Origin of the sequence: Variovorax paradoxus (assembly GCF_902712855.1) — a bacterium.
Taxonomy (GTDB): Bacteria; Pseudomonadota; Gammaproteobacteria; order Burkholderiales; family Burkholderiaceae_C; genus Variovorax; species Variovorax paradoxus_Q.
In genome coordinates this window covers 4,872,879-4,891,171 of record NZ_LR743507.1, presented here as the reverse complement: position 1 = coordinate 4,891,171, position 18,293 = coordinate 4,872,879, and the positions used below count along the sequence as shown (strand labels likewise).

The 18,293-nt window shown below is 67.7% G+C and carries 19 protein-coding genes; 4 read left to right on the top strand and 15 right to left on the bottom strand.

The window, feature by feature from the left end; genetic code table 11:
* Positions 1 to 31: 31 nt before the first annotated feature.
* Positions 32 to 625: a CNP1-like family protein gene (locus AACL56_RS23100; RefSeq protein WP_339092126.1), complete on the bottom strand. Its 594-nt coding sequence runs from the start codon at positions 623 to 625 to the stop codon at positions 32 to 34.
* On the bottom strand, positions 573 to 1,241 hold the full coding sequence (locus tag AACL56_RS23095) for an RNA pyrophosphohydrolase (protein WP_339092928.1): 669 nt from the start codon (positions 1,239 to 1,241) through the stop codon (positions 573 to 575). Before AACL56_RS23095 ends, AACL56_RS23100 begins: the two co-directional genes overlap by 53 nt.
* A 147-nt stretch (positions 1,242 to 1,388) precedes the next feature.
* Between AACL56_RS23095 and AACL56_RS23090 the strand changes: the two genes are divergently transcribed.
* Positions 1,389 to 3,134 (top strand): proline--tRNA ligase, encoded by a 1,746-nt coding sequence (locus AACL56_RS23090; RefSeq protein WP_339092125.1) that lies wholly within the window; start codon positions 1,389 to 1,391, stop codon positions 3,132 to 3,134.
* Positions 3,131 to 3,817 (top strand): lytic transglycosylase domain-containing protein, encoded by a 687-nt coding sequence (locus AACL56_RS23085; protein WP_339092124.1) that lies wholly within the window; start codon positions 3,131 to 3,133, stop codon positions 3,815 to 3,817. Before AACL56_RS23090 ends, AACL56_RS23085 begins: the two co-directional genes overlap by 4 nt.
* Positions 3,818 to 3,830: 13 nt before the next feature.
* Here AACL56_RS23085 and AACL56_RS23080 read toward each other — a convergent pair whose 3' ends face one another.
* The 6 genes from AACL56_RS23080 to hemA form a co-directional block, all read right to left on the bottom strand.
* The gene (locus AACL56_RS23080) at positions 3,831 to 5,141 is read right to left on the bottom strand and encodes a hemolysin family protein (protein ID WP_339092123.1); all 1,311 of its coding nucleotides are present in this window, start codon (positions 5,139 to 5,141) and stop codon (positions 3,831 to 3,833) included.
* A 140-nt stretch (positions 5,142 to 5,281) separates the two neighbouring features.
* Positions 5,282 to 5,809, bottom strand: coding sequence for a cupin domain-containing protein (locus AACL56_RS23075; RefSeq protein WP_339092122.1), 528 nt, complete (start codon positions 5,807 to 5,809; stop codon positions 5,282 to 5,284).
* 16 nt (positions 5,810 to 5,825) lie between these two features.
* Positions 5,826 to 6,155 (bottom strand): Grx4 family monothiol glutaredoxin, encoded by a 330-nt coding sequence (gene grxD, locus AACL56_RS23070; protein ID WP_339092121.1) that lies wholly within the window; start codon positions 6,153 to 6,155, stop codon positions 5,826 to 5,828.
* A 29-nt stretch (positions 6,156 to 6,184) separates the two neighbouring features.
* Positions 6,185 to 7,042: a N5-glutamine methyltransferase family protein gene (gene prmC, locus AACL56_RS23065; RefSeq protein WP_425337039.1), complete on the bottom strand. Its 858-nt coding sequence runs from the start codon at positions 7,040 to 7,042 to the stop codon at positions 6,185 to 6,187.
* Positions 7,039 to 8,127, bottom strand: coding sequence for a peptide chain release factor 1 (gene prfA, locus AACL56_RS23060; RefSeq protein ID WP_339092120.1), 1,089 nt, complete (start codon positions 8,125 to 8,127; stop codon positions 7,039 to 7,041). The genes prmC and prfA overlap by 4 nt, the downstream gene beginning before the upstream one ends.
* A gap of 100 nt (positions 8,128 to 8,227) precedes the next feature.
* The gene (gene hemA / locus AACL56_RS23055) at positions 8,228 to 9,499 is read right to left on the bottom strand and encodes a glutamyl-tRNA reductase (RefSeq protein ID WP_339092119.1); all 1,272 of its coding nucleotides are present in this window, start codon (positions 9,497 to 9,499) and stop codon (positions 8,228 to 8,230) included.
* Positions 9,500 to 9,611: 112 nt separating this feature from the next.
* Between hemA and AACL56_RS23050 the strand changes: the two genes are divergently transcribed.
* Positions 9,612 to 9,881 (top strand): hypothetical protein, encoded by a 270-nt coding sequence (locus tag AACL56_RS23050; RefSeq protein WP_339092118.1) that lies wholly within the window; start codon positions 9,612 to 9,614, stop codon positions 9,879 to 9,881.
* Positions 9,882 to 9,897: 16 nt separating this feature from the next.
* On the opposite strand, the gene AACL56_RS23045 is transcribed toward AACL56_RS23050, so the two are convergent.
* The 4 genes from AACL56_RS23045 to AACL56_RS23030 form a co-directional block, all read right to left on the bottom strand.
* Positions 9,898 to 10,413, bottom strand: a complete 516-nt coding sequence (locus tag AACL56_RS23045; RefSeq protein WP_339092117.1) for a GNAT family N-acetyltransferase — start codon at positions 10,411 to 10,413, stop codon at positions 9,898 to 9,900.
* Complete coding sequence (locus AACL56_RS23040) at positions 10,413 to 11,207, bottom strand: ABC transporter ATP-binding protein (RefSeq protein ID WP_339092116.1); 795 nt, start codon at positions 11,205 to 11,207, stop codon at positions 10,413 to 10,415. The genes AACL56_RS23045 and AACL56_RS23040 overlap by 1 nt, the downstream gene beginning before the upstream one ends.
* Entirely contained in the window at positions 11,207 to 12,103 is an 897-nt protein-coding gene (locus tag AACL56_RS23035; protein ID WP_339092115.1) for an ABC transporter permease, read from the bottom strand. Before AACL56_RS23035 ends, AACL56_RS23040 begins: the two co-directional genes overlap by 1 nt.
* Before the next feature lie 76 nt (positions 12,104 to 12,179).
* A complete protein-coding gene (locus AACL56_RS23030) occupies positions 12,180 to 13,106 on the bottom strand; it encodes an ABC transporter substrate-binding protein (protein WP_339092926.1) in 927 nt (308 codons plus the stop codon).
* Between the two features lie 267 nt (positions 13,107 to 13,373).
* Here AACL56_RS23030 and AACL56_RS23025 point away from each other — a divergent pair, with 267 nt between their 5' ends.
* A complete protein-coding gene (locus AACL56_RS23025; protein WP_339092114.1) occupies positions 13,374 to 13,844 on the top strand; it encodes an Lrp/AsnC family transcriptional regulator in 471 nt (156 codons plus the stop codon).
* A 15-nt stretch (positions 13,845 to 13,859) separates the two neighbouring features.
* On the opposite strand, the gene AACL56_RS23020 is transcribed toward AACL56_RS23025, so the two are convergent.
* The 3 genes from AACL56_RS23020 to ugpC form a co-directional block, all read right to left on the bottom strand.
* On the bottom strand, positions 13,860 to 16,337 hold the full coding sequence (locus tag AACL56_RS23020; RefSeq protein WP_339092113.1) for a DUF3772 domain-containing protein: 2,478 nt from the start codon (positions 16,335 to 16,337) through the stop codon (positions 13,860 to 13,862).
* 75 nt (positions 16,338 to 16,412) lie between these two features.
* Entirely contained in the window at positions 16,413 to 17,156 is a 744-nt protein-coding gene (gene ugpQ, locus AACL56_RS23015) for a glycerophosphodiester phosphodiesterase (protein WP_339092112.1), read from the bottom strand.
* 124 nt (positions 17,157 to 17,280) lie between these two features.
* Complete coding sequence (gene ugpC, locus AACL56_RS23010; RefSeq protein ID WP_339092111.1) at positions 17,281 to 18,288, bottom strand: sn-glycerol-3-phosphate ABC transporter ATP-binding protein UgpC; 1,008 nt, start codon at positions 18,286 to 18,288, stop codon at positions 17,281 to 17,283.
* Between the last annotated feature and the right edge of the window lie 5 nt (positions 18,289 to 18,293).

Sequence of the window (18,293 nt, the reverse complement as noted above, 5' to 3'; positions counted from 1 at the left end):
AAGGCCCCGTTCTTGTTTGACCCGGTGCAGGCTACTGCACTTCCCGAATCGGATTGCGGATGTTCTGGACCATGTCGCCGACCGACGCACGCGGCGCATTGCCGCGGCACAGTGCCTGCGTTGCCAGCGCCCGGGTATAGCTCGAATTCATGTCGTTCAGACGCTTCCACTCGGGCTTGGGCGAATCCTGCCAGGCGCCATTGTTGTAGCGGGCATAGCTTTTCATTTCCGCAGTCGAGCAACGGACGCCTTCGTAGAAGGCATTGAGTGCGCCGCCGCTCTTGTTGTGCGCCACGACCACATAGCGCACGATGCCGTCGCCGGTGATGGCGATCGTCTTCGGGTCCAGGCCGAACTGGAGGCTCATGTATGAGGGCATCTGGATCGGCAGCAACCGGCTTTCGCTGAAGGCCGGAGGTGGCGGTGTGGCAGTTTCCTCCCATTCCTTGTCCGTTTCGTAGCGCTTGGGCGGCGGCGGCAAACCCGATTGAGCCCAGTCGGCGTTGTCGGTGTCGTGCGTGCCCGAGGCGCAGCCTGCCAGCACGCCGAAGCACAGAAGCAGAAGGGCGCGCTCAGCGTTGCGTCGGAAGGAAGGGCGCTTTGTTGTGGGGAAGGGAAGGTTCATCGCTCGCTGAAGGAATGTCGGGATGCGGATCGAAGCTCCCGCCGGGCGGCAGGTCGAGTCCGGGAGGGGCTCCGGCGTCCAGCGGGTGGCGCTCGAACTCGCGAGCGCGCACGTTGCTGCGCAGGAAGCGGTTGCGGAAATCCTGCCGCGGCAGGTAGCGAGCAAGCTCGGTGAGCGCCATCTCGTAGACGCCGCGCTTGAACTCGACGACCACGTCGAGCGGCACCCAGTAGTCGTGCCAGCGCCAAGCGTCGAATTCGGGATGGTCGGTGGCACGCAGGTTGAGATCCCAGTCGTGGCCGACGAGTTGCAGCAGATACCAGATTTGTTTCTGGCCCTTGTAGTGGCCCCGTGCGTCACGGCGGATGAACCGATCCGGCACCTCGTAGCGCAACCAGTCGCGGGTACGGGCCACGATGCGCACGTGCTCCGGGTGGAGCCCCACTTCCTCGTGCAGTTCCCGGAACATGGCCTGTTCGGGACTTTCGCCGCGATCTATGCCGCCTTGCGGAAACTGCCAGGAATGTGTGCGTATGCGCTTGCCCCAGAAAACCTGGTTTCTCTGGTTGAGCAGGATGATGCCGACGTTGGGCCTGAAGCCGTCCCGGTCGAGCATAATCAAACCCCAATTTTTGAACTGAGTCGATTATGCATGCCGGGGTGCCCTCGGCAAGCTGCCGATGCCAGGCTCTCAGGGTCTCTCCGGGGGAGCAGTCCCCCACTTCCCAACTTCGAATCCCGCGACTCCATCACTGCCATCCCGATGAAAGCTTCCCGATTTTTTGTCTCCACCCTCAAGGAAGCGCCCGCTGACGCAGAGGTCGCGAGCCACCGGCTCATGATGCGTGCCGGCATGATCAAGAAGCTCGGCACGGGCATCTACACCTACATGCCCATGGGCCTGCGCGTGATCCGCAAGGTCGAGGCGATCGTGCGCGAGGAGATGAACCGCGCCGGTGCTGTCGAGATGACGATGCCCGTGGTGCAGCCCGCCGAGTTCTGGCAGGAAACCGGCCGTTTCGAGAAGATGGGCCCCGAGCTGCTGCGCATCAAGGACCGCCACGATCGCGACTTCGTGATCCAGCCGACCAGCGAAGAGGTCGTGACAGACATCGCGCGCCAGGAAATCCGCAGCTACAAGCAGCTGCCGAAGAACTTCTACCAGATCCAGACCAAGTTCCGTGACGAGCGCCGTCCGCGCTTCGGCCTGATGCGCGGGCGCGAATTCATCATGAAGGACGCCTACAGCTTCGACCGCGACCTCGACGCCGCCAAGGCCAGCTACCAGGTCATGGCGCAGGCCTATCGCACCATCTTCGACCGCTTCGGCCTGCGCTACCGTGCCGTGGCGGCCGACAGCGGCGCCATCGGCGGCGACCTGAGCGAAGAGTTCCAGGTGATTGCCGCCACCGGCGAAGACGCCATCGTCTACTGCCCCGACAGCAGCTACGCCGCGAACATGGAAAAGGCGGAAGCCCTGGCGCCATCGGGCCCGCGTCCCGCTGCCGCCAAGGCGCTCGAGAAGACGCCGACGCCCGGCAAGGCCACCTGCGAAGACGTGGCGGTGCTGCTTGGCGTGCCGCTGTCGACCACCGTCAAGTCGCTCGTGCTGGCCACCGACATCGTCGACGCCGCCGGAAATCCCAAGGGCTCGCAAGTCTGGCTGCTGCTGCTGCGCGGCGACCATGAAATGAACGAGATCAAGGTGAGCAAGCTGCCAGGCCTCGACAAGGGCTTCCGGTTCGCCACCCTGGCCGAGATCGACGAGCACTTCGGCTGCAAGCCGGGCTACCTCGGTCCGCTGAACCTGAAGAAGCCTGTGAAGATGGTGGCCGACCGCGAAGTGGCCGTCATGGCCGACTGGATCACCGGCGCCAACGAGGCCGACTTCCACATGACCGGCGTCAACTGGGGCCGCGACCTGCCCGAGCCCGACCTCGTCGCCGACCTGCGCAACGTGGTCGCCGGCGACGCCTCGCCGGACGGCAAGGGCGTGCTGGCCATCGAGCGCGGCATCGAGGTGGGCCACGTCTTCGTGCTGGGCACCAAGTACAGCAAGGACATGAATGCCACCTACCTCGACGAAGGCGGCAAGCCGCAGTTCCTCGAGATGGGCTGCTACGGCATCGGCATCACGCGACTGCCGGCCGCAGCCATCGAACAGAACCACGACGAGCGCGGCATCATCTGGCCCGACGCGATCGCGCCGTTCACCGTCGTTGTCTGCCCGATCGGCATGGACCGCAGTGCCGAGGTCAAGACCGCGGCCGAGGCGCTCTACGAAGAACTGCTCGCCAAGGGCGTCGACGTGCTGCTCGACGATCGCGGCGAACGCCCCGGCGCGATGTTCGCCGACTGGGAGCTGATCGGCGTGCCGCACCGCGTGGTCATCTCCGACCGTGGCCTCAAGGAAGGCCAGCTCGAATACCAGCATCGCCGCGACACCGCGGCCACCAAGGTCCCTGTGGCCGGCATTGCCGACTTCATCGCCGGCAAGCTCTCGGCATGAGCCTGGAGGGCGGCCTCTCGCGGCGCCAGTGCCTCGGCGGCGCCCTGACGACGGGCGCCCTTGGGCTGCTGTCGTTGTCGCGAGCCGCCCATGCAGGCGCGCAGATCGAGGAGCCGCTGATCGACTCGGTGCGCACCGCGCTGAGTTCGGCCATCCACAACAAGGCACCGCCGGTGCCGCAGTTCCCGAGCACGGAGACGCGCCTCGCCTACCTGCGCTGGCTCGGGGAGATGAGCGAGCGCCTGAAAAAGAAGATTGCCGACGCGCCGTCGCGCATCGAATTCCTGCAGACCGTCTGGTACGAGGCCAAGCGCTCGGGGCTGGAGGTGAGCCTGGTGCTGGGGCTGGTGCAGGTCGAGAGCAACTTCCGCAAGTTCGCCGTCTCGAGCGCCGGCGCGCGAGGCTACATGCAGGTCATGCCGTTCTGGACGCGCGTGATCGGCGACAGCGACCCGGCCAAGCTCTTCCACATGCAGACCAACCTGCGCTTCGGCTGCGTGATCCTGCGTCACTACCTCGACCGCGAGAACGGCGACCTGTACATGACGCTCGGGCGCTACAACGGCAGCCGCGGCAAGTCGCCGTACCCCAATGCCGTGTTTGCCAACCAGCGGCTCTGGGTGTTCAACGACAGGCCGCAGGAACGCGAGAAGGACAAGGACCGCGCCTCCGCGGCGGGCTGAGGGCCGAGCGCCGTCAGTTAGCCGGAGCCTTCGCGGTGCCCGAACCCTTCGTGACCATCACCTGGTCGATGCGGTAGCTGTCGACGTCCATCACCTCGAAGGTGTAGCCGCCCCAGGTCACGTTGTCGGTGCGCTTCGGCACGCGGCGCAGCATCACCATCAGGAAGCCCGCCAGCGTCTCGTATTCCTCCGAGTGCGGCAGCTCGTCGATGTGCAGTGCGCGCTGCACGTCCTGGATCGGCGTGACGCCGTCGATCAGCCACGAGTTCTCGTCGCGCTGCACGATCTGCTCTTCGTCGGGCGTCGACACGAGGTCGCCCATCACCGTGCTCATCACGTCGTTGAGCGTGATCACGCCCACCACCAGGCTGTATTCGTTGACGATGATCGCGAAGTCCTCGTGGGCCTGCTGGAACTGCTCGAGCACCTCGGTGAGGGAAAGCCGGTCGGGGATGACCAGCGCCTTGTGCAGCGGCAGGCCCTGGTCGAAGGCCAGCGGCTGCCCGCTGAGCACGCGCTGGAACATGTCCTTGGCGTCCACGTAGCCGAGCACATGGTCGATGTCGCCGTCGCACACCGGATAGGCCGAGAAGGGCTCGGCCACGATGCGCGCCCGCAGCACCGTCTCGGGGTCGTCGTGCAGGAACCATGCGATGTTGTCGCGCACGGTCATCACGCTGCTGACGAGGCGCGTGTCGAGCTCGAAAACGTTGGCGATCACCTGCTGCTCGCGCACCGCCAGCACGCCGGCCCGCGCGCCGGCCTCCGTCATCGCGAGGATGTCGGCCGAGGTGATCTTGTCGTCGCGCGCCATGGGCATGCCGAGCATCTTGAACAGCAGGTCGGTGCAGCGCGTGAAGAACCACACCAGCGGCTTGAAGGTGGTGATGAGGAACTGCATCGGCCCGACCATGCGCACCGCCAGCTGCTCGGGGTTGCTCATGCCGAGCCGTTTGGGGAAGAGATCGGCGAACACCAGGAACACGGCGATCACGATCACGAACGAGCACAGGAAAGCCACGTTGGCCGAGGCTTCCACGCTCAGCCATCTCTCGAAGAACACCGCGAAGTACGGACTGAGCGATCCTTCGCCGACCACGCCGCCGAGGATGGCCACTGCGTTGAGCCCGATCTGCACGACGGTGAAGTAGTGGCCCGGCTGCTCCTGCACGCGCAGCACCTTCTCCGCGCGCGGGTCGCCCTCGTCGGCCATCTGGCGCAGGCGCAGGCGGCGCGAGGCAGCCAGGGTGATTTCGGCAAGCGAGAAGAACGCGCTCATCGCGATCAGCAAGGCGATGATGAGCAGGCTTTGGGTCAGAGTCATGGTGGCACGTCGAAGGTTGCCATGGTGCCATGACTGGAGCGCATTCAGCGGCACCGCGGAACCGGCTTTGCCGGGCCGCCGGTGTGCCCCCGGAAAGGGGTGGCGTGGCGACACGAAGTGCGCAACGCCTGGGGGCGAGACTAAGTTCCGCCGTGAGGGTGGGTCGGATCGACCCAGAGCACCGATTCCGGCTTCTCGACCGGCTCGATGTCGAGGTTCACGGCCACCGCTTCACCGTCGCTGCGGCAGAGCACGCATTCGAGCGTTTCGGTGGGGCTGGCGTTGATCTCTTGGTGCGGCACATAGGGCGGCACGTAGATGAAGTCGCCCGGCCCGGCCTCCGCGGTGAACTCGAGCTTCTCGCCCCAGCGCATGCGGGCCCGCCCGCGCACCACGTAGATCACCGATTCGAGGTGGCCGTGGTGGTGGGCGCCGGTCTTGGCATCGGCGTGGATGGTCACGGTGCCGGCCCACAGCTTCTGTGCGCCGACGCGCGCGAAGTTGATGGCCGCCGCCCTGTTCATGCCCGGTGTCTGGGCGGTGTTGACATCGAGCTGCCCGGCGCCGATGACGCGCACGCCGTCGTGCTTCCAGGCTGGCGCGGCGGCATCGCTGCCTTCTTCGTCGTGCGAATGGCCGTGACCGGCATCGCCGTGATCGTGGCTCATTCCAGAGCCCTCGGTATCAGGCCGCCGCGCCGCCGCCGACGACCTGCTGCAGTTCGCCCGACTCGTACATCTCCATCATGATGTCCGAGCCGCCGATGAACTCGCCCTTGACGTAGAGCTGCGGAATGGTGGGCCAGTTGCTGTATTCCTTGATGCCCTGGCGGATGCCGTCGTCCTCGAGCACGTTGACGGTCTTGAGCGACTTGGTGTCGACACCGATCGCCTTGAGGATCTGGATCGCGCGGCCGGAGAAACCGCACATCGGGAAACTGGCGTTGCCCTTCATGAAGAGCACGAGTTCGTTGGTCTTGACGAGATCGTCGATGCGTTGTTGAGCGTCGGACATGGGGACTCCTGAAAAGTGGGCTGGAGGGATTATTTCACCGCGCGCCAGATTCCGCCGGAACAGCGCTGGATGCCGGCGAGGTCTTCGCGGCTTTGCACTTCGGCGAAACCGCGTTCGGCGAGCAGTTGCCGCACGGCGTGGGCCTGGTCGTGGCCGTGCTCGAGGAGCAGCCAGCCTCCATCGGCGAGATGGGCGGGCGACTGCCGGACGATCTGGCGGATGTCGTCGAGGCCATCGATGCCTGCCTCCAGCGCGGACGTCGGCTCGTGTCGCAAAGCGGGCAGATGGGGATCGCCGGCGGCGATATACGGCGGATTGCTGGCGATGACCGTGTAGCCGGTGCCGGCGTCCTCGAGCCAGTTCGCCTGGGCGAAGCGCACCGGCAGGCCGAGGCGCCGGGCATTTGCCTCTGCGACTTCGAGGGCATCGGCGCTGGCGTCGACCGCGTCGACTTGCGCATCGGCGCGGGCGTGCTGCAGGGCCAGCGCGATCGCGCCGCTGCCCGTGCCGAGGTCCAGCACGCGCGGTGCGGCCCGGCCTTCCAGGCACTGCAGCGCCCATTCGACCAGCGTCTCGGTGTCAGGACGCGGCACCAGCACGCGGGCATCGACATGCAGGTCGAGCCCGCGGAATTCCTTGCTGCCGAGCAGGTAGGCGACCGGCTCGCCGGCAAGGCGGCGCGACAGGTGCGCTGCCAGCACCGACCATGCCGCCTCGGGCATCGTGTCGGTGTCGTGCGCCAGCAGCCAGGCCCGGTCGTGTGGCGCGCGGCCGAGCGCATGCAGCAGCAGCAGCTGTGCGTCGAGCCGTTCCACGCCCAGCGCCACGGCCGCGGCCAGTGCCTGCGCCACGGTCGAGGGCAGCGGGTTTTCGGTGCTGTCCATCATGCCGGCAGGCTCGATTCGAGCTCGGCCAGTTGTTCGGCTTCGCGCGCCGCGCGCAGGGCCTCGAGCACGTCGCCCAGGTCGCCCTCCATGATGGCCAGCAGCTTGTAGAGCGTGAGGTTGATGCGGTGGTCGGTCAGCCGGCCTTGCGGAAAGTTGTACGTGCGGATGCGGTCCGAGCGGTCGCCGCTGCCGATCAGGCCCTTGCGCATCGCCGCGTCCTTGGCGGCGCGCTCGTTGCGGTCCTTTTCCTGGATGCGCGCCGACAGCACCTGCAGCGCCTTGGCCTTGTTGCGGTGCTGGCTGCGGTCGTCCTGGCACTCGGCCACGATGCCGGTCGGGATGTGCGTGATGCGAACGGCCGAATCGGTCTTGTTGATGTGCTGGCCGCCGGCGCCGCTCGCGCGGTAGGTGTCGATGCGCAGGTCGGCCGGGTTGATCTGCACCGCCACGGCTTCGTCGGGCTCGGCCAGCACGGCGACCGTGCAGGCACTGGTGTGGATGCGGCCCTGCGTCTCGGTCGCCGGCACGCGCTGTACACGGTGGCCGCCCGACTCGAAGCGCAGGTGCCCGAACACATCGTCGCCGACGACGCGGATCACCACTTCCTTGTAGCCACCGAGTTCGCTCTCGCTCTCGCTCACGATCTCGCAGCGCCATCCGGCGCGCTCGCAGTAGCGCGTGTACATGCGCAGCAGGTCGCCCGCGAAAAGGGCCGATTCGTCGCCGCCGGTGCCGGCGCGGATTTCGAGGAAGGCGTTGCGCGCGTCGTCCGGGTCCTTCGGCAGCAGCAGGCGCTGCAGCTCTTCCTCGAGCTGCACCAGCTCGGCCTCGGCGCTGGCGATCTCTTCCTTCGCCATCTCGGCCATGTCGGGGTCGTCGAGCATCTCCTTGGCGCCTGCGATGTCCGATTCGCGCTGCCTGTAGCGCTCGTAGCGGCCGGCGATCTGCGTCACTTCGGCGTGCTCGCGCGAGATGGTGCGGTACTGCGCCATGTCGCTCATGATGTCTTCGCGCGAGAGCAGGAAGTCGAGTTCGCCCAGGCGCTGGGCATAGCGTTCGAGTTGATGGCGCAGAAAGGGTTTCACGGCGGAAGAGGCTCGACAAGATGAAAGGAAGATGCCGCTGCAGCGGCACGGCGCCTGCAGGCCGCGGCACCCAGGCCGGGCCGGTCGCTGACCAGCGTCGCTAACGCTCTTTGCGCAGGAACAGGCGCGAGATGGCCTGCGCGGTCTGCTCGCGCGAGGCGGCGTCGCCCGCGTGCAGCTCGGCCATGGCGCCGTGCATCATCTTCTGCGTGAGCCCGCGAGACATGGCTTCGAGCACGGCCTCGACCGATTCGCCCTTGGCCAGCAGCTTGCGGGCGCGCGCCATTTCGGCGGCGCGCCATTCGTCGGCCTGCGCATTGAGCTGCTGGATCAGCGGCACGGTGCCGCGCTGGCCCAGCCAGTGCATGAAGCTTTGCACGCCCGCATCGATGATGACTTCGGCCTGCGCCACGGCGGCCTGGCGGTTGGCTTGGCCTTGCTGCACCACCTGGGCGAGGTCGTCGACGGTGTAGAGGTAGATGTCCTCGAGCGCCTTCACTTCGGGCTCGATGTCGCGCGGTACGGCCAGGTCGACCATGAACATCGGGCGGTGCTTGCGCGCCTTGAGCGCGCGTTCCACGGCGCCGAGACCGATGATCGGCAGCGTGCTGGCGGTGCAGCTCACGACGATGTCGAATTCCGCCAATCGCGAGGGGAGGTCCGCCAGGCGCATGGCTTCGCCGCCGAAGCGGGAGGCGAGCTTTTCGCCGCGCTCGAGCGTGCGATTGGCAATGGCGATCGACTTGGGGTCCTTGGCAGCGAAGTGCGTGGCCGCGAGGTCGATCATTTCGCCCGCGCCGACGAACAGCACGCGCGTGGTGCGCAGGTCTTCGAACAGCTGGCCGGCCAGGCGCACCGCCGCGGCGGCCATGCTGATGGAATGCGCGCCGATCTCGGTGGCGGTGCGCACTTCCTTGGCCACGGCGAACGAGCGCTGGAACAGCTGGTTGAGCGTGCTGCCGAGCGCGCCGGCGGTTTCCGCCGCGCGCACGGCGTCCTTCATCTGGCCGAGGATCTGCGCCTCGCCGAGCACCATCGAGTCGAGCCCGCTGGCCACGCGGAAGGCGTGGCGCGCGGCTTCGTCATCGTGCAGCGTGTAGGCATGCGAGCGCAGCAGCGCCGGCGCCACGCCGCCGCTTTGCGCCAGCCAGCCGAAGGTGTGGTCCAGCGCGGCGTGTTCCGAGGCGCAATAGATCTCGGTGCGGTTGCAGGTGGAAATGATCGCGGCCTCGACCTGGGGGTGGCGGCCGGAAGCGAAGGAACTGCGAAGGCTCTGCAGCGTGGGGGCGATCTGGTCGAGCGCGAACGCGAAACGACCGCGCAGATCGAGCGGCGCGGTCGTGTGGTTCAAGCCGAGAGCCCAGACTGACATGCGCGTGATTATAAAATCAGCAGCCGCACCAGGCTTGCAAAGGGACAAATGGCTTTCCCTATGACAGCCATAACCCTGGCCGCATGACCTGCCGCATGCGGCGCCCCTCCCGATGGACCTGCTGGCCCTCCTGAATCACCTGCTCAATTTCGTGGCACCCGCGGCCTTCCTGGCCCTGGTGCTGGTTGTTGCCGGACGCTTCCTGGGTGGCCGGCGCGCGGGGGTGCCGCGCTGGTGGGTGCAATGCGGGATGACCTTCCTGGCCGGCGTCGCGGTGCTGGTGGTCGGCCTCCTGGCTTCCGGTCGCGACGGGATGATGGTGACCTACGCCGCGCTGGTGGTGGTCTGCGGCGTCGTCCAGTGGCTGGCGATGCGCGGCTAGCGCCGCTGAAAGCGACTCAGCCCAGCCGGCGGCTCATGTAGACCGAGTCGCCCGGGTACGTGGCGAGCCGGGCCTGCTGGCCGGCATTCGCGGGCTGCGCCGGCGCATAACCCTGGCGTTCCCAGAACCCGACCGATGATTGCACCGACACCAGCGTGGAATGCAGCCAGCCGGCGCCTGCCGCGTATGCCCAGGCATGGCGAACCAGCCGCGGCCCGAGGCCGAGCCCCGAGGCATCGGGGTGCACGGCCAGGTCATGCAGATACAGCGAATCGGCTTCGGCAGCCACCTCGAACTCGCCGTGCAAGGGCGTGAGCTTGCCCACCGTCGACGGATAGCCCACCAGGTAGGCCTGCACGCGGCCCTTGTATTCCACTACCCAGCCGGTGTGCGGCGCGGCCGCGAGGCGCCGCGCGATCAGCCCGCCGTCCTCCACGAACCCCGCGCCGTAGCAGGCGAGCTGCACCGCCAGCACGGCGTCGAGATCGTCTGCGCGCATGGCGCGCACGGCCATGGCGTCCGGCTGCGTCATCAGGCCAGCAGCAGCTTGTCGTCGTCGAGCTTCTCGCCGCGCGTCTGCTCGAACATGCGCAGCAGGTCGGGCACGTCCAGCCCCGCGCGCTGCGGCCCGGCCACGTCGAGGATCACCTGGCCCTCGTGCAGCATCACCGTGCGCGAACCATAGTCCAGCGCCTGGCGCATGCTGTGCGTCACCATCATCGCGGTGAGCTGGCCGGCCTCGACGATCTTGGCCGTCAGCTCCAGCACGAAGGCCGCGGTCTTCGGATCGAGTGCCGCGGTGTGCTCGTCCAGCAGCAGGATGCGCGACGGCTTCAGCGATGCCATCAGCAGGCTCACCGCCTGGCGCTGGCCGCCCGACAGCAGGCCGATGCGATCGGCCAGCCGGTTCTCGAGCCCCAGTTTCAGGATCGACAGCTTCTCTCGGAACAGCTCGCGCAGGCCGCGGTTGAGCGCAAAGCCGAAGGCCCGGCGCTCGCCGCGCTTCCAGGCCAGCGCCATGTTCTCCTCGATGGTCAGCGCCTCGCAGGTGCCCGCCATCGGGTCCTGGAACACGCGGGCCACCATGCCCGAGCGCTGCCAGGCGTTCATGCGCGTCACTTCCTTGCCGTCGATCTCGATGCGGCCCTTGTCGACGATCAGGTCGCCGCTCACCGCATTGAGGAAGGTCGACTTGCCCGCGCCGTTCGAGCCGATCACGGTGACGAACTGGCCGGTGGGAATCTCCAGGCTCAGGCCGCGCAGCACGCGGTTCTCGATCGGCGTGCCCGGGTTGAAGGTCATCTCGAGTTGTTGGGCGCGCAGCATCAGTTCTTCCCCTTGAAAAGCCCGCCCAGCTTGCGCTTGTAGGCCGGCACCAGCAGTGCGCAGGCCACCAGCACGGCGGTCACCAGGTTCAGGTCCTGCGCCTGGAGACCCATGAAGTCGGTGTTCAGCGCCATGGCGATGAAGAAGCGGTACAGCAGCGCGCCCAGGATGCACGCCAGCGTGGTGATCACCATGCTGCGCGCGGGCAGCAGGGTTTCGCCGATGATCACCGCGGCCAGGCCAATCACGATGGTGCCGACGCCCATCGAGATGTCGGCCGTGCCCTGGCTCTGCGCGAACAGTGCGCCGGCCAGCGCCACCAGCGCGTTCGACAGCGCCAGGCCCGCCATGGTGTGGAAGTCGGTGGAAATGCCCTGGGCCCGCGCCATGCGCGCGTTGCCGCCCGTGGCGCGCATCGCCAGGCCGGCTTCCGAGGCGAAGAACATGTCGACCACGATCTTCGCGGCGATCACGACGAGCAGCAGCAGCAGCGGCTTGGCCCACTGCTCGGGCATGCCGCCGAAGCTGGCCATGCTGAACACCGTGGGCTCGGTGATGAGCGCCACGTTGGGCTTGCCCATCACGCGCAGGTTGATGGAGTACAGCGCGATCATCACCAGGATGCTCGCGAGCAGCTGCATGATCTTCAGCTTCACGTTGAGCCAGGCCGTGACCCAGCCCGAGATGGCGCCGGCCACGCAGGCCACCGCGGTGGCGGCCACCGGGTTCCAGCCGGCGACGATCAGCGTCGCGGCCACGGCGGCGCCGAGCGGAAAGCTGCCGTCCACCGTGAGGTCGGGAAAATTGATGATGCGGAACGACATGAAGACGCCCAGCGCGACCAGTCCGAATATCAGACCGATCTCGATGGCGCCCAGCGAGGCGATGAGGGACATGAGGAAGAAGCTCCCGGCGAAGACGAAAGGACGGGCCGCCCGCAGGACGGCCCGTCGGGGGCGATGAGCGCGGGACTTACTTGGTGTTCACGACCTTGGCGGTCTTCAGCAGTTCTTCCGACAGCGTCACGCCCTGCAGCTTGGCTGCGCCCGGGTTCACCACCAGCTCGAAGTTGGTGCTGGTCTGCGAGGCGATGGCGCCGGGCTTCTCGCCCTTCAGGATGCGCACCACGATCTTGCCGGTCTGGCGGCCGATGTCGCTGTAGTTCAGGCCCAGGGCGGCCACCGCGCCGCGTTCCACGGTGGCCGTGTCGGCCGCCACCACCGGGAGCTTGGCCTGTTGCGCCACTTTCACGATGCCCTCGAAAGCCGAGACCACGTTGTTGTCGGTGGGCGTGTAGATCACGTCGGCCTTGCCGACCAGGCTCTGGGCGGCGGTCGGCACGTCCACCGTGCGGGCGGCGGCGGCCTCGACCACCGTCATGCCCGCGTCGGCAGCGGCCTTCTTCAGCGAGGCCACGATGGCCACCGAGTTGGCTTCGCCCGGGCTGTAGATCACGCCGACGCGCTTGGCGGCGGGCACCACCTGCTTGATGAGCGCAATGTGCTTCTCGAGCGGCGACAGGTCCGACACACCCGTGACGTTGGTGCCGGACGCTTCCCAGTTCTTCACCAGCCTGGCGGCCACCGGGTCGGTGATGGCCGAATAGACCACCGGAATCGTCTTGGTGGCCGCCACCACGGCCTGCGCCGACGGCGTGGCAATGGCGACGATCGCATCGGGCTGGTCGCCCACGTACTTGCGCGCGATCTGGGCGGCCGTGCCGACATTGCCTTGCGCGCTCTGGTAGGTGAACTTGAGGTTCTTGCCTTCTTCGTAGCCGGCGGCCTTCAGTTCCGCCTTCACGCCGTCGCGCACCGCGTCCAGCGCCGGATGCTCGACGATGGCCGTCACGGCCACCGACTTGGTGTCCGCCGCGAAGGACGCAGTGGTCGCCAGCATGCCGAAGGCCAGGGTGGCTGCGTTGAGGGAAGTGCGAAGCAAAGCGTTTTTCACGAAAAGGGATCTCCGGAGGTAGGGAATGGAATGCGTCTGAAGCCGCCGATGAAGGCTGGCGGCGAAGGATTCAGCGGCCCTGGATCGCGGCACGCGGCTCCAGGGCGCTCGAAGTCTAGATCGTACTTTGCACAATTAAGGTGCATGAAAGGCCCGGGCTTACCCCGCTTTGCGCCATAAGATTGCATTACTTTGGTGCATCAGGAGAGAAAATTGCATGACATCGCCTTGGACCGGATCGACCGCAAGATCCTCGAGCACCTGCAGGTGAACGGCCGGGTGTCGAACCTGGAGCTTGCCGACGTGGCCAATCTCTCGCCAGCGCAATGCCTGCGGCGCCACCGGCGCCTGGAGGAGCTGGGCCTGATCCACGGCTACGCGGCGCGGCTGAATGCACGGCGCATCGGGCTTGGCGTGACGGCCTTCATCCACGTGACCATGGCGCGCGGCCATGTCGACGAGCTGCCCAAGTTCCAGGACCTGATCGCCGACATGAAGCAGATCCTGGAGTGCTATTCGGTCACCGGCGATTTCGACTACGTCCTCAAGGTGGTCGCGCACGACCTGGAGTCGCTCTCGCAGTTCCTCATGCACACGCTGATGCACATGCCCGGTGTGTCGGCGGTGCGTTCGAGCGTGTGCCTCAACGAGGTCAAGTTCACCACGGCCCCGCCGCTGGAGTAGGCCCGCGGGCCGCGCTCAGCTCTGCACGCCCGGAATCGGCGATGCGGGCGACGAAGGCACGATCGGCGTGGCGAGAGGCTCCGGCGCGGTGGAGGCTGCCATCACCATCGTGGGCACCGCCAGCGGCAGCGAGGCCTTCTTCAGCTCGTCGAGGATCACGAACAGCAGGTCGCTGCGCACGCCGCCCGCCAGGCGGGGGCTCGGCACGTAGGCAATGGCCTGGAAGATCAGCAGCCCGTTCTCGATGCCTTCGAGCGTGAGCGACGGCGCCGGCGTCTCCAGCACGCCTTCGTGCGCCTTGCAGGCGCCCAGGATCAGCTCGCGCACGCGCTGCGCGTCGGTGGTCAGCGGCATCGGCAGGCGGATCAGCACGCGGCCTTCGGCGTTGGCCAGCGTCATGTTGCGCACGGTCTTGGTGATGAACTCGGAATTCGGGACGATCAGCGTGGAACGGTCGCCCAGCTGGATCTCGGTGGCGCGCACGTTGATGCGCCGCACGTCGCCCTCGGCCGTGCCCAGCACCACCCAGTCGCCGACCTTCACCGGCTGCTCGGCGAGCAATATCAGCCCCGAGATGAAGTTCTGCACGATCGCCTGCAGGCCGAAGCCGATGCCCACCGACAGCGCGCTCGCGACCCACGCGATGCGCTCGATGCCGATGCCCAGTGCCGACAGCGAAAAGGCGATCACGAGGATGCCGCCCACATAACCCAGCAATGTGGTGATCGAGCTCTGCATGCCCGGCTCGAACTGCGTGTTCGGCAGGTAGCTGCGCGTCAGCCACCGTTTGAACACGCGCAGCACGATGAAGCCGACGACCGCCACCGCGATCGCGCTCAGGATCGCGCCCGGCACCAGCTGGAACTCGCCCACCTTCACGCCCGTGCCGAGCTTGCCGCTGCGCTGGAACACCTCGCCCGGCGTGGTGCCGAGCGGCGCGGCGAGCGCGATCAGCATGTAGACGAACAGCGCCACGCGGCTGATGCCCGACAGCACCGTGGCCGACTGGTCCAGCGTCTGCGGCGCGAGCCCGAAGCTCTTCTGCAGCTTCTGGCCGAAGGCGCTGCGCGACGCCACGGTGGCCATGAACACGTCGTCCGCGAACTTGAACAGCACGTAGAAGGCCGCGGCCACGATGCCGCTCCAGGTCAGCTGCGACGCGAGGAAGCTGCCGAGCGCCACGTAGCCCAGCCCCACCAGCACCCAGATCGCGATCATCAGCATGCCGATCAGCGCGACCAGCAGGCCGACCCACATCGGCCGCTCGGGCAGGCCGGCCTCCGGAGCGTCGGCGCGCAGCGCCTTGAGCCGGTAGATCACGGTGCCCACCAGCGCCGTGAGCACCAGCGCCGTGAGCACGTGCGTGGCCACCACGGCCGCGAAGCTGGCGTCGACGAGCGCGTTGATCTCCGCCGGCGTCCAGGCCAGCGCCGCGACCAGCGCCACCAGCCACGGCAGCACGGCGAGCTTGCTGGCCGTGGCGTCGGGGATGGGCGGCAGCCGCCACGATGGCCGCGCGGTGGCCAGCAGCGCGCGGCCCAGGCCGATGACGAAAGCCATGAAGGTCAGCGCCTGCGCGGCCGACTGCAGCGCCTTGCGTGCCTGCGAGTCCCAGGTGGCGTAGGTCTTGAGCACTTCCACGAAGCCGTGCGCGGCCACGGCCACCAGCAGCACGTGGGTTGCGACGATGGCGATCACCAGCAGCGAGCGGCGCAGCCGCCCGGCCGGCAGCACGCGCATGGCCAGGCGCGCCAGCAGGCGTTCGGCGCCCCAGACGCCGGCGAAGGCCAGCAGCAACGCGCCGATCAGCGCGGCGATCACCGGTGTGCGCGACGCGCTCGCCAGCGCCTGGTCGAAGCCGTCGCCCAGTGCCGTCACCATGGCCTGCAGCCGTTCGAGGTCGTCGGGCCACGCTTCCTGCAGGTCGTTCCAGAAGGCTTCGCTCAACGGGGAGGGGGCGCGCTCGGTGAGCTGCGCCTCGAACAGCGCTCGACGCTGCGTCACGAGGTCGGCGCCGCGCTGGCGGACGTCGATCGACAGCAGCTTGGCGAGCCGGATATCGGCATCGAGCGCGTTGCGCTCCTTGGTCAGGCTCGCGCGCTGCCGCGTGATGTCGGGGTCTTCGGTGGTGCCGGCGGCGGGCGGATTGCCGAGCTCGCCGAGCCGGGCGTTGAGGTCGGCCAGCTCGCCGGTGCGCGCGGCGACGAACTTGTCTGCCTGCGCGCCGATGTCGTTGATCTGCCCGAGCTGCCTGCGAGGGTCTTCGTCGGCGTTCGCGCCGGTGCCTGCGCTGGCGGCGATCTTGTTGAACTGTGCGCGCAGCTCGGCGACCGTGGGCGCCGGTGCCGACGCCGTGGCGGTATTGGCGCTGTTGTTGGGGTTGCCGATGCCGGCGTTCATGCTGGCATCGGGCTGTGCCAGCGCGGCGCCGCACAGCGACAGGGCCAGCAGGATGGCGAGGCCGAGGCCTGCCAGGCGAGAGGTCCGATTCATGGCCGCATCATAGAAGCGGCCATGGCGTAAGCGCCTGTAAGAAGCGTGCACCCCGGCCCGTGAGGCTGCTGCGCTTCAGCCGGCCGGGCTGAACAGGTCGACCCGGTCGGTGATGATGCCGTCGGTGCCCAGGTCGATCAGGCGCTGCGCGGCCCAGTCGTCGTTCACTGTGTAGCTCAGCGCACGCATGCCGGCGTCGTGCGCCAGCGCCACGGTGGCGGCGTCCCACAGCGCGTGGTTGCACACGATGGCGACACAGCCGAGCCGCTTCGCGGCCTCGAGCCAACCGTCCCACAGCTTGTCGAGCAGCAGGCCGCACGGCAGGTCGGGCTGCACGGCGTGCGCGCCTTCGAGCGAGGCGACCTGGAACGACGTGAGCAGCGGCGGCACGGCCGCGCCCTGCCACAGGCGCGCGGCCTCGCGGGCCACCGCTTCGCCGGTCTCGCGCTCGACGCCCGGCGTGGGCTTGATCTCGATGTTCAGCAGGTAGCCGTTGGCCAGGCAGAAGCGCGCGATGTTTTCCAGCGTGGGCAGCGGCTCGCCCGCATGGCTGCGCGAATGCCAGCTGCCCGCATCGAGCTGCGCCAGCGCGCTCCATGGCTGTTCGCCGCCGATGCCGCGGCCGCTGGTGGTGCGGTCGAGCCTGGCGTCGTGCATCAGGAAGGGCACGCCGTCGGCGCTGAGTTTCGCGTCGCACTCGAACATGCGGTAGCCGTGCGCGGCACCCAGCTTGAAGGCGGCCAGCGTGTTCTCGGGCGCCAGCTTGCCGGCGCCGCGGTGAGCGACCCAGCGGGGGTAGGGCCAGGGATTCATGATCATTCCTTGAGTGGGGCCCGGCTTCGTCGTGGGGGCCTGCGAAACCGGCCTTGCCGGGCCGCCGGTGCCGCCCCCGGGCAGCGGGCTGGCGACGCGATACGAAGTGCGCGCAGCCTGGGGGCGAGTGTCAGTCGGCTCTCTTGCCGGAACCGGCGTCGAACCAGTGCAGCTTGTCCTCGCGCGCGGCGATCTTCACCGTGTCGCCGGCCACTGGCGGATGGTCGCCTTCGTCGGTGCGCATGATGATCTGCTCGTCGCCGATCCGGCCGTACACCAGGCGCTCCGCGCCCAGCAGTTCGACCTGCTCGACCTGTACCGTCCAGCCGCTCTCGTCGAGCTTCATGTGCTCGGGGCGGATGCCCAGGATCTGGCCCGGACGCACGCCCGGCGCGTGCCTGAGCAGGTTCATCGGCGGCGAGCCGATGAAGCTGGCCACGAAGGTGGTCGCGGGGCGGTTGTAGACCTCTTCCGGCGTGGCGAACTGGTCCATCACGCCGCCGTTCATCACGATGATGCGCTGCGCCAGCGTCATGGCCTCGACCTGGTCGTGCGTGACGAACAGCGAGGTGATGCCCAGTTCGCGGTGCAGCTTCTGGATCTCGAGGCGCGTCTGCGCGCGCAGCTTGGCGTCGAGGTTCGACAGCGGCTCGTCGAACAGGAACACCTGCGGCTGGCGCACGATGGCGCGGCCCATGGCCACGCGCTGGCGCTGGCCGCCGGAGAGCTCGCGCGGCTTGCGCTCGAGCAGGTGGCCGAGTTCGAGGATCTTGGCGGCCTTGTCGACGCGCGCCTTGATCTCGGGCGCCGGCACCTTGAGGATCTTCAGGCCATAGGCCATGTTCGCGAACACGGTCATGTGCGGATAGAGCGCGTAGTTCTGGAACACCATCGCGATATCGCGCTCGGAGGGTTCGAGGTTGTTCACCACGCGGTCGCCGATGCGGATCTCGCCGGCCGAGATTTCCTCGAGGCCGGCCACCATGCGCAGCAGCGTCGACTTGCCGCAGCCCGACGGGCCGACGATGACGATGAATTCGTGGTCGGAGATCTCGGCGCTCACGCCGTGGATGACCTGGTTGGCTTTCGGCCCGTGGCCGTAGCGCTTGATGACGTTGCGTAGGGAAAGAGCAGCCATTTTTC

What these genes read in the sequence shown, in the direction of transcription:
- AACL56_RS23090 (WP_339092125.1), top strand. Translation starts at nt 1,389, where the DNA reads ATGAAAGCTTCCCGATTTTTTGTCTCCACCCTCAAGGAAGCGCCCGCT.
- hemA (WP_339092119.1), bottom strand. Translation starts at nt 9,499, where the DNA reads ATGTCAGTCTGGGCTCTCGGCTTGAACCACACGACCGCGCCGCTCGAT.
- prmC (WP_425337039.1), bottom strand. Translation starts at nt 7,042, where the DNA reads ATGATGGACAGCACCGAAAACCCGCTGCCCTCGACCGTGGCGCAGGCA.
- grxD (WP_339092121.1), bottom strand. Translation starts at nt 6,155, where the DNA reads ATGTCCGACGCTCAACAACGCATCGACGATCTCGTCAAGACCAACGAA.
- AACL56_RS23045 (WP_339092117.1), bottom strand. Translation starts at nt 10,413, where the DNA reads ATGACGCAGCCGGACGCCATGGCCGTGCGCGCCATGCGCGCAGACGAT.
- AACL56_RS23035 (WP_339092115.1), bottom strand. Translation starts at nt 12,103, where the DNA reads ATGTCCCTCATCGCCTCGCTGGGCGCCATCGAGATCGGTCTGATATTC.
- ugpC (WP_339092111.1), bottom strand. Translation starts at nt 18,288, where the DNA reads ATGGCTGCTCTTTCCCTACGCAACGTCATCAAGCGCTACGGCCACGGG.
- AACL56_RS23030 (WP_339092926.1), bottom strand. Translation starts at nt 13,106, where the DNA reads ATGCTGGCGACCACTGCGTCCTTCGCGGCGGACACCAAGTCGGTGGCC.
- AACL56_RS23020 (WP_339092113.1), bottom strand. Translation starts at nt 16,337, where the DNA reads ATGAATCGGACCTCTCGCCTGGCAGGCCTCGGCCTCGCCATCCTGCTG.
- AACL56_RS23050 (WP_339092118.1), top strand. Translation starts at nt 9,612, where the DNA reads ATGGACCTGCTGGCCCTCCTGAATCACCTGCTCAATTTCGTGGCACCC.
- AACL56_RS23085 (WP_339092124.1), top strand. Translation starts at nt 3,131, where the DNA reads ATGAGCCTGGAGGGCGGCCTCTCGCGGCGCCAGTGCCTCGGCGGCGCC.
- AACL56_RS23075 (WP_339092122.1), bottom strand. Translation starts at nt 5,809, where the DNA reads ATGAGCCACGATCACGGCGATGCCGGTCACGGCCATTCGCACGACGAA.
- AACL56_RS23100 (WP_339092126.1), bottom strand. Translation starts at nt 625, where the DNA reads ATGAACCTTCCCTTCCCCACAACAAAGCGCCCTTCCTTCCGACGCAAC.
- AACL56_RS23080 (WP_339092123.1), bottom strand. Translation starts at nt 5,141, where the DNA reads ATGACTCTGACCCAAAGCCTGCTCATCATCGCCTTGCTGATCGCGATG.
- ugpQ (WP_339092112.1), bottom strand. Translation starts at nt 17,156, where the DNA reads ATGATCATGAATCCCTGGCCCTACCCCCGCTGGGTCGCTCACCGCGGC.
- AACL56_RS23095 (WP_339092928.1), bottom strand. Translation starts at nt 1,241, where the DNA reads ATGCTCGACCGGGACGGCTTCAGGCCCAACGTCGGCATCATCCTGCTC.
- AACL56_RS23040 (WP_339092116.1), bottom strand. Translation starts at nt 11,207, where the DNA reads ATGCTGCGCGCCCAACAACTCGAGATGACCTTCAACCCGGGCACGCCG.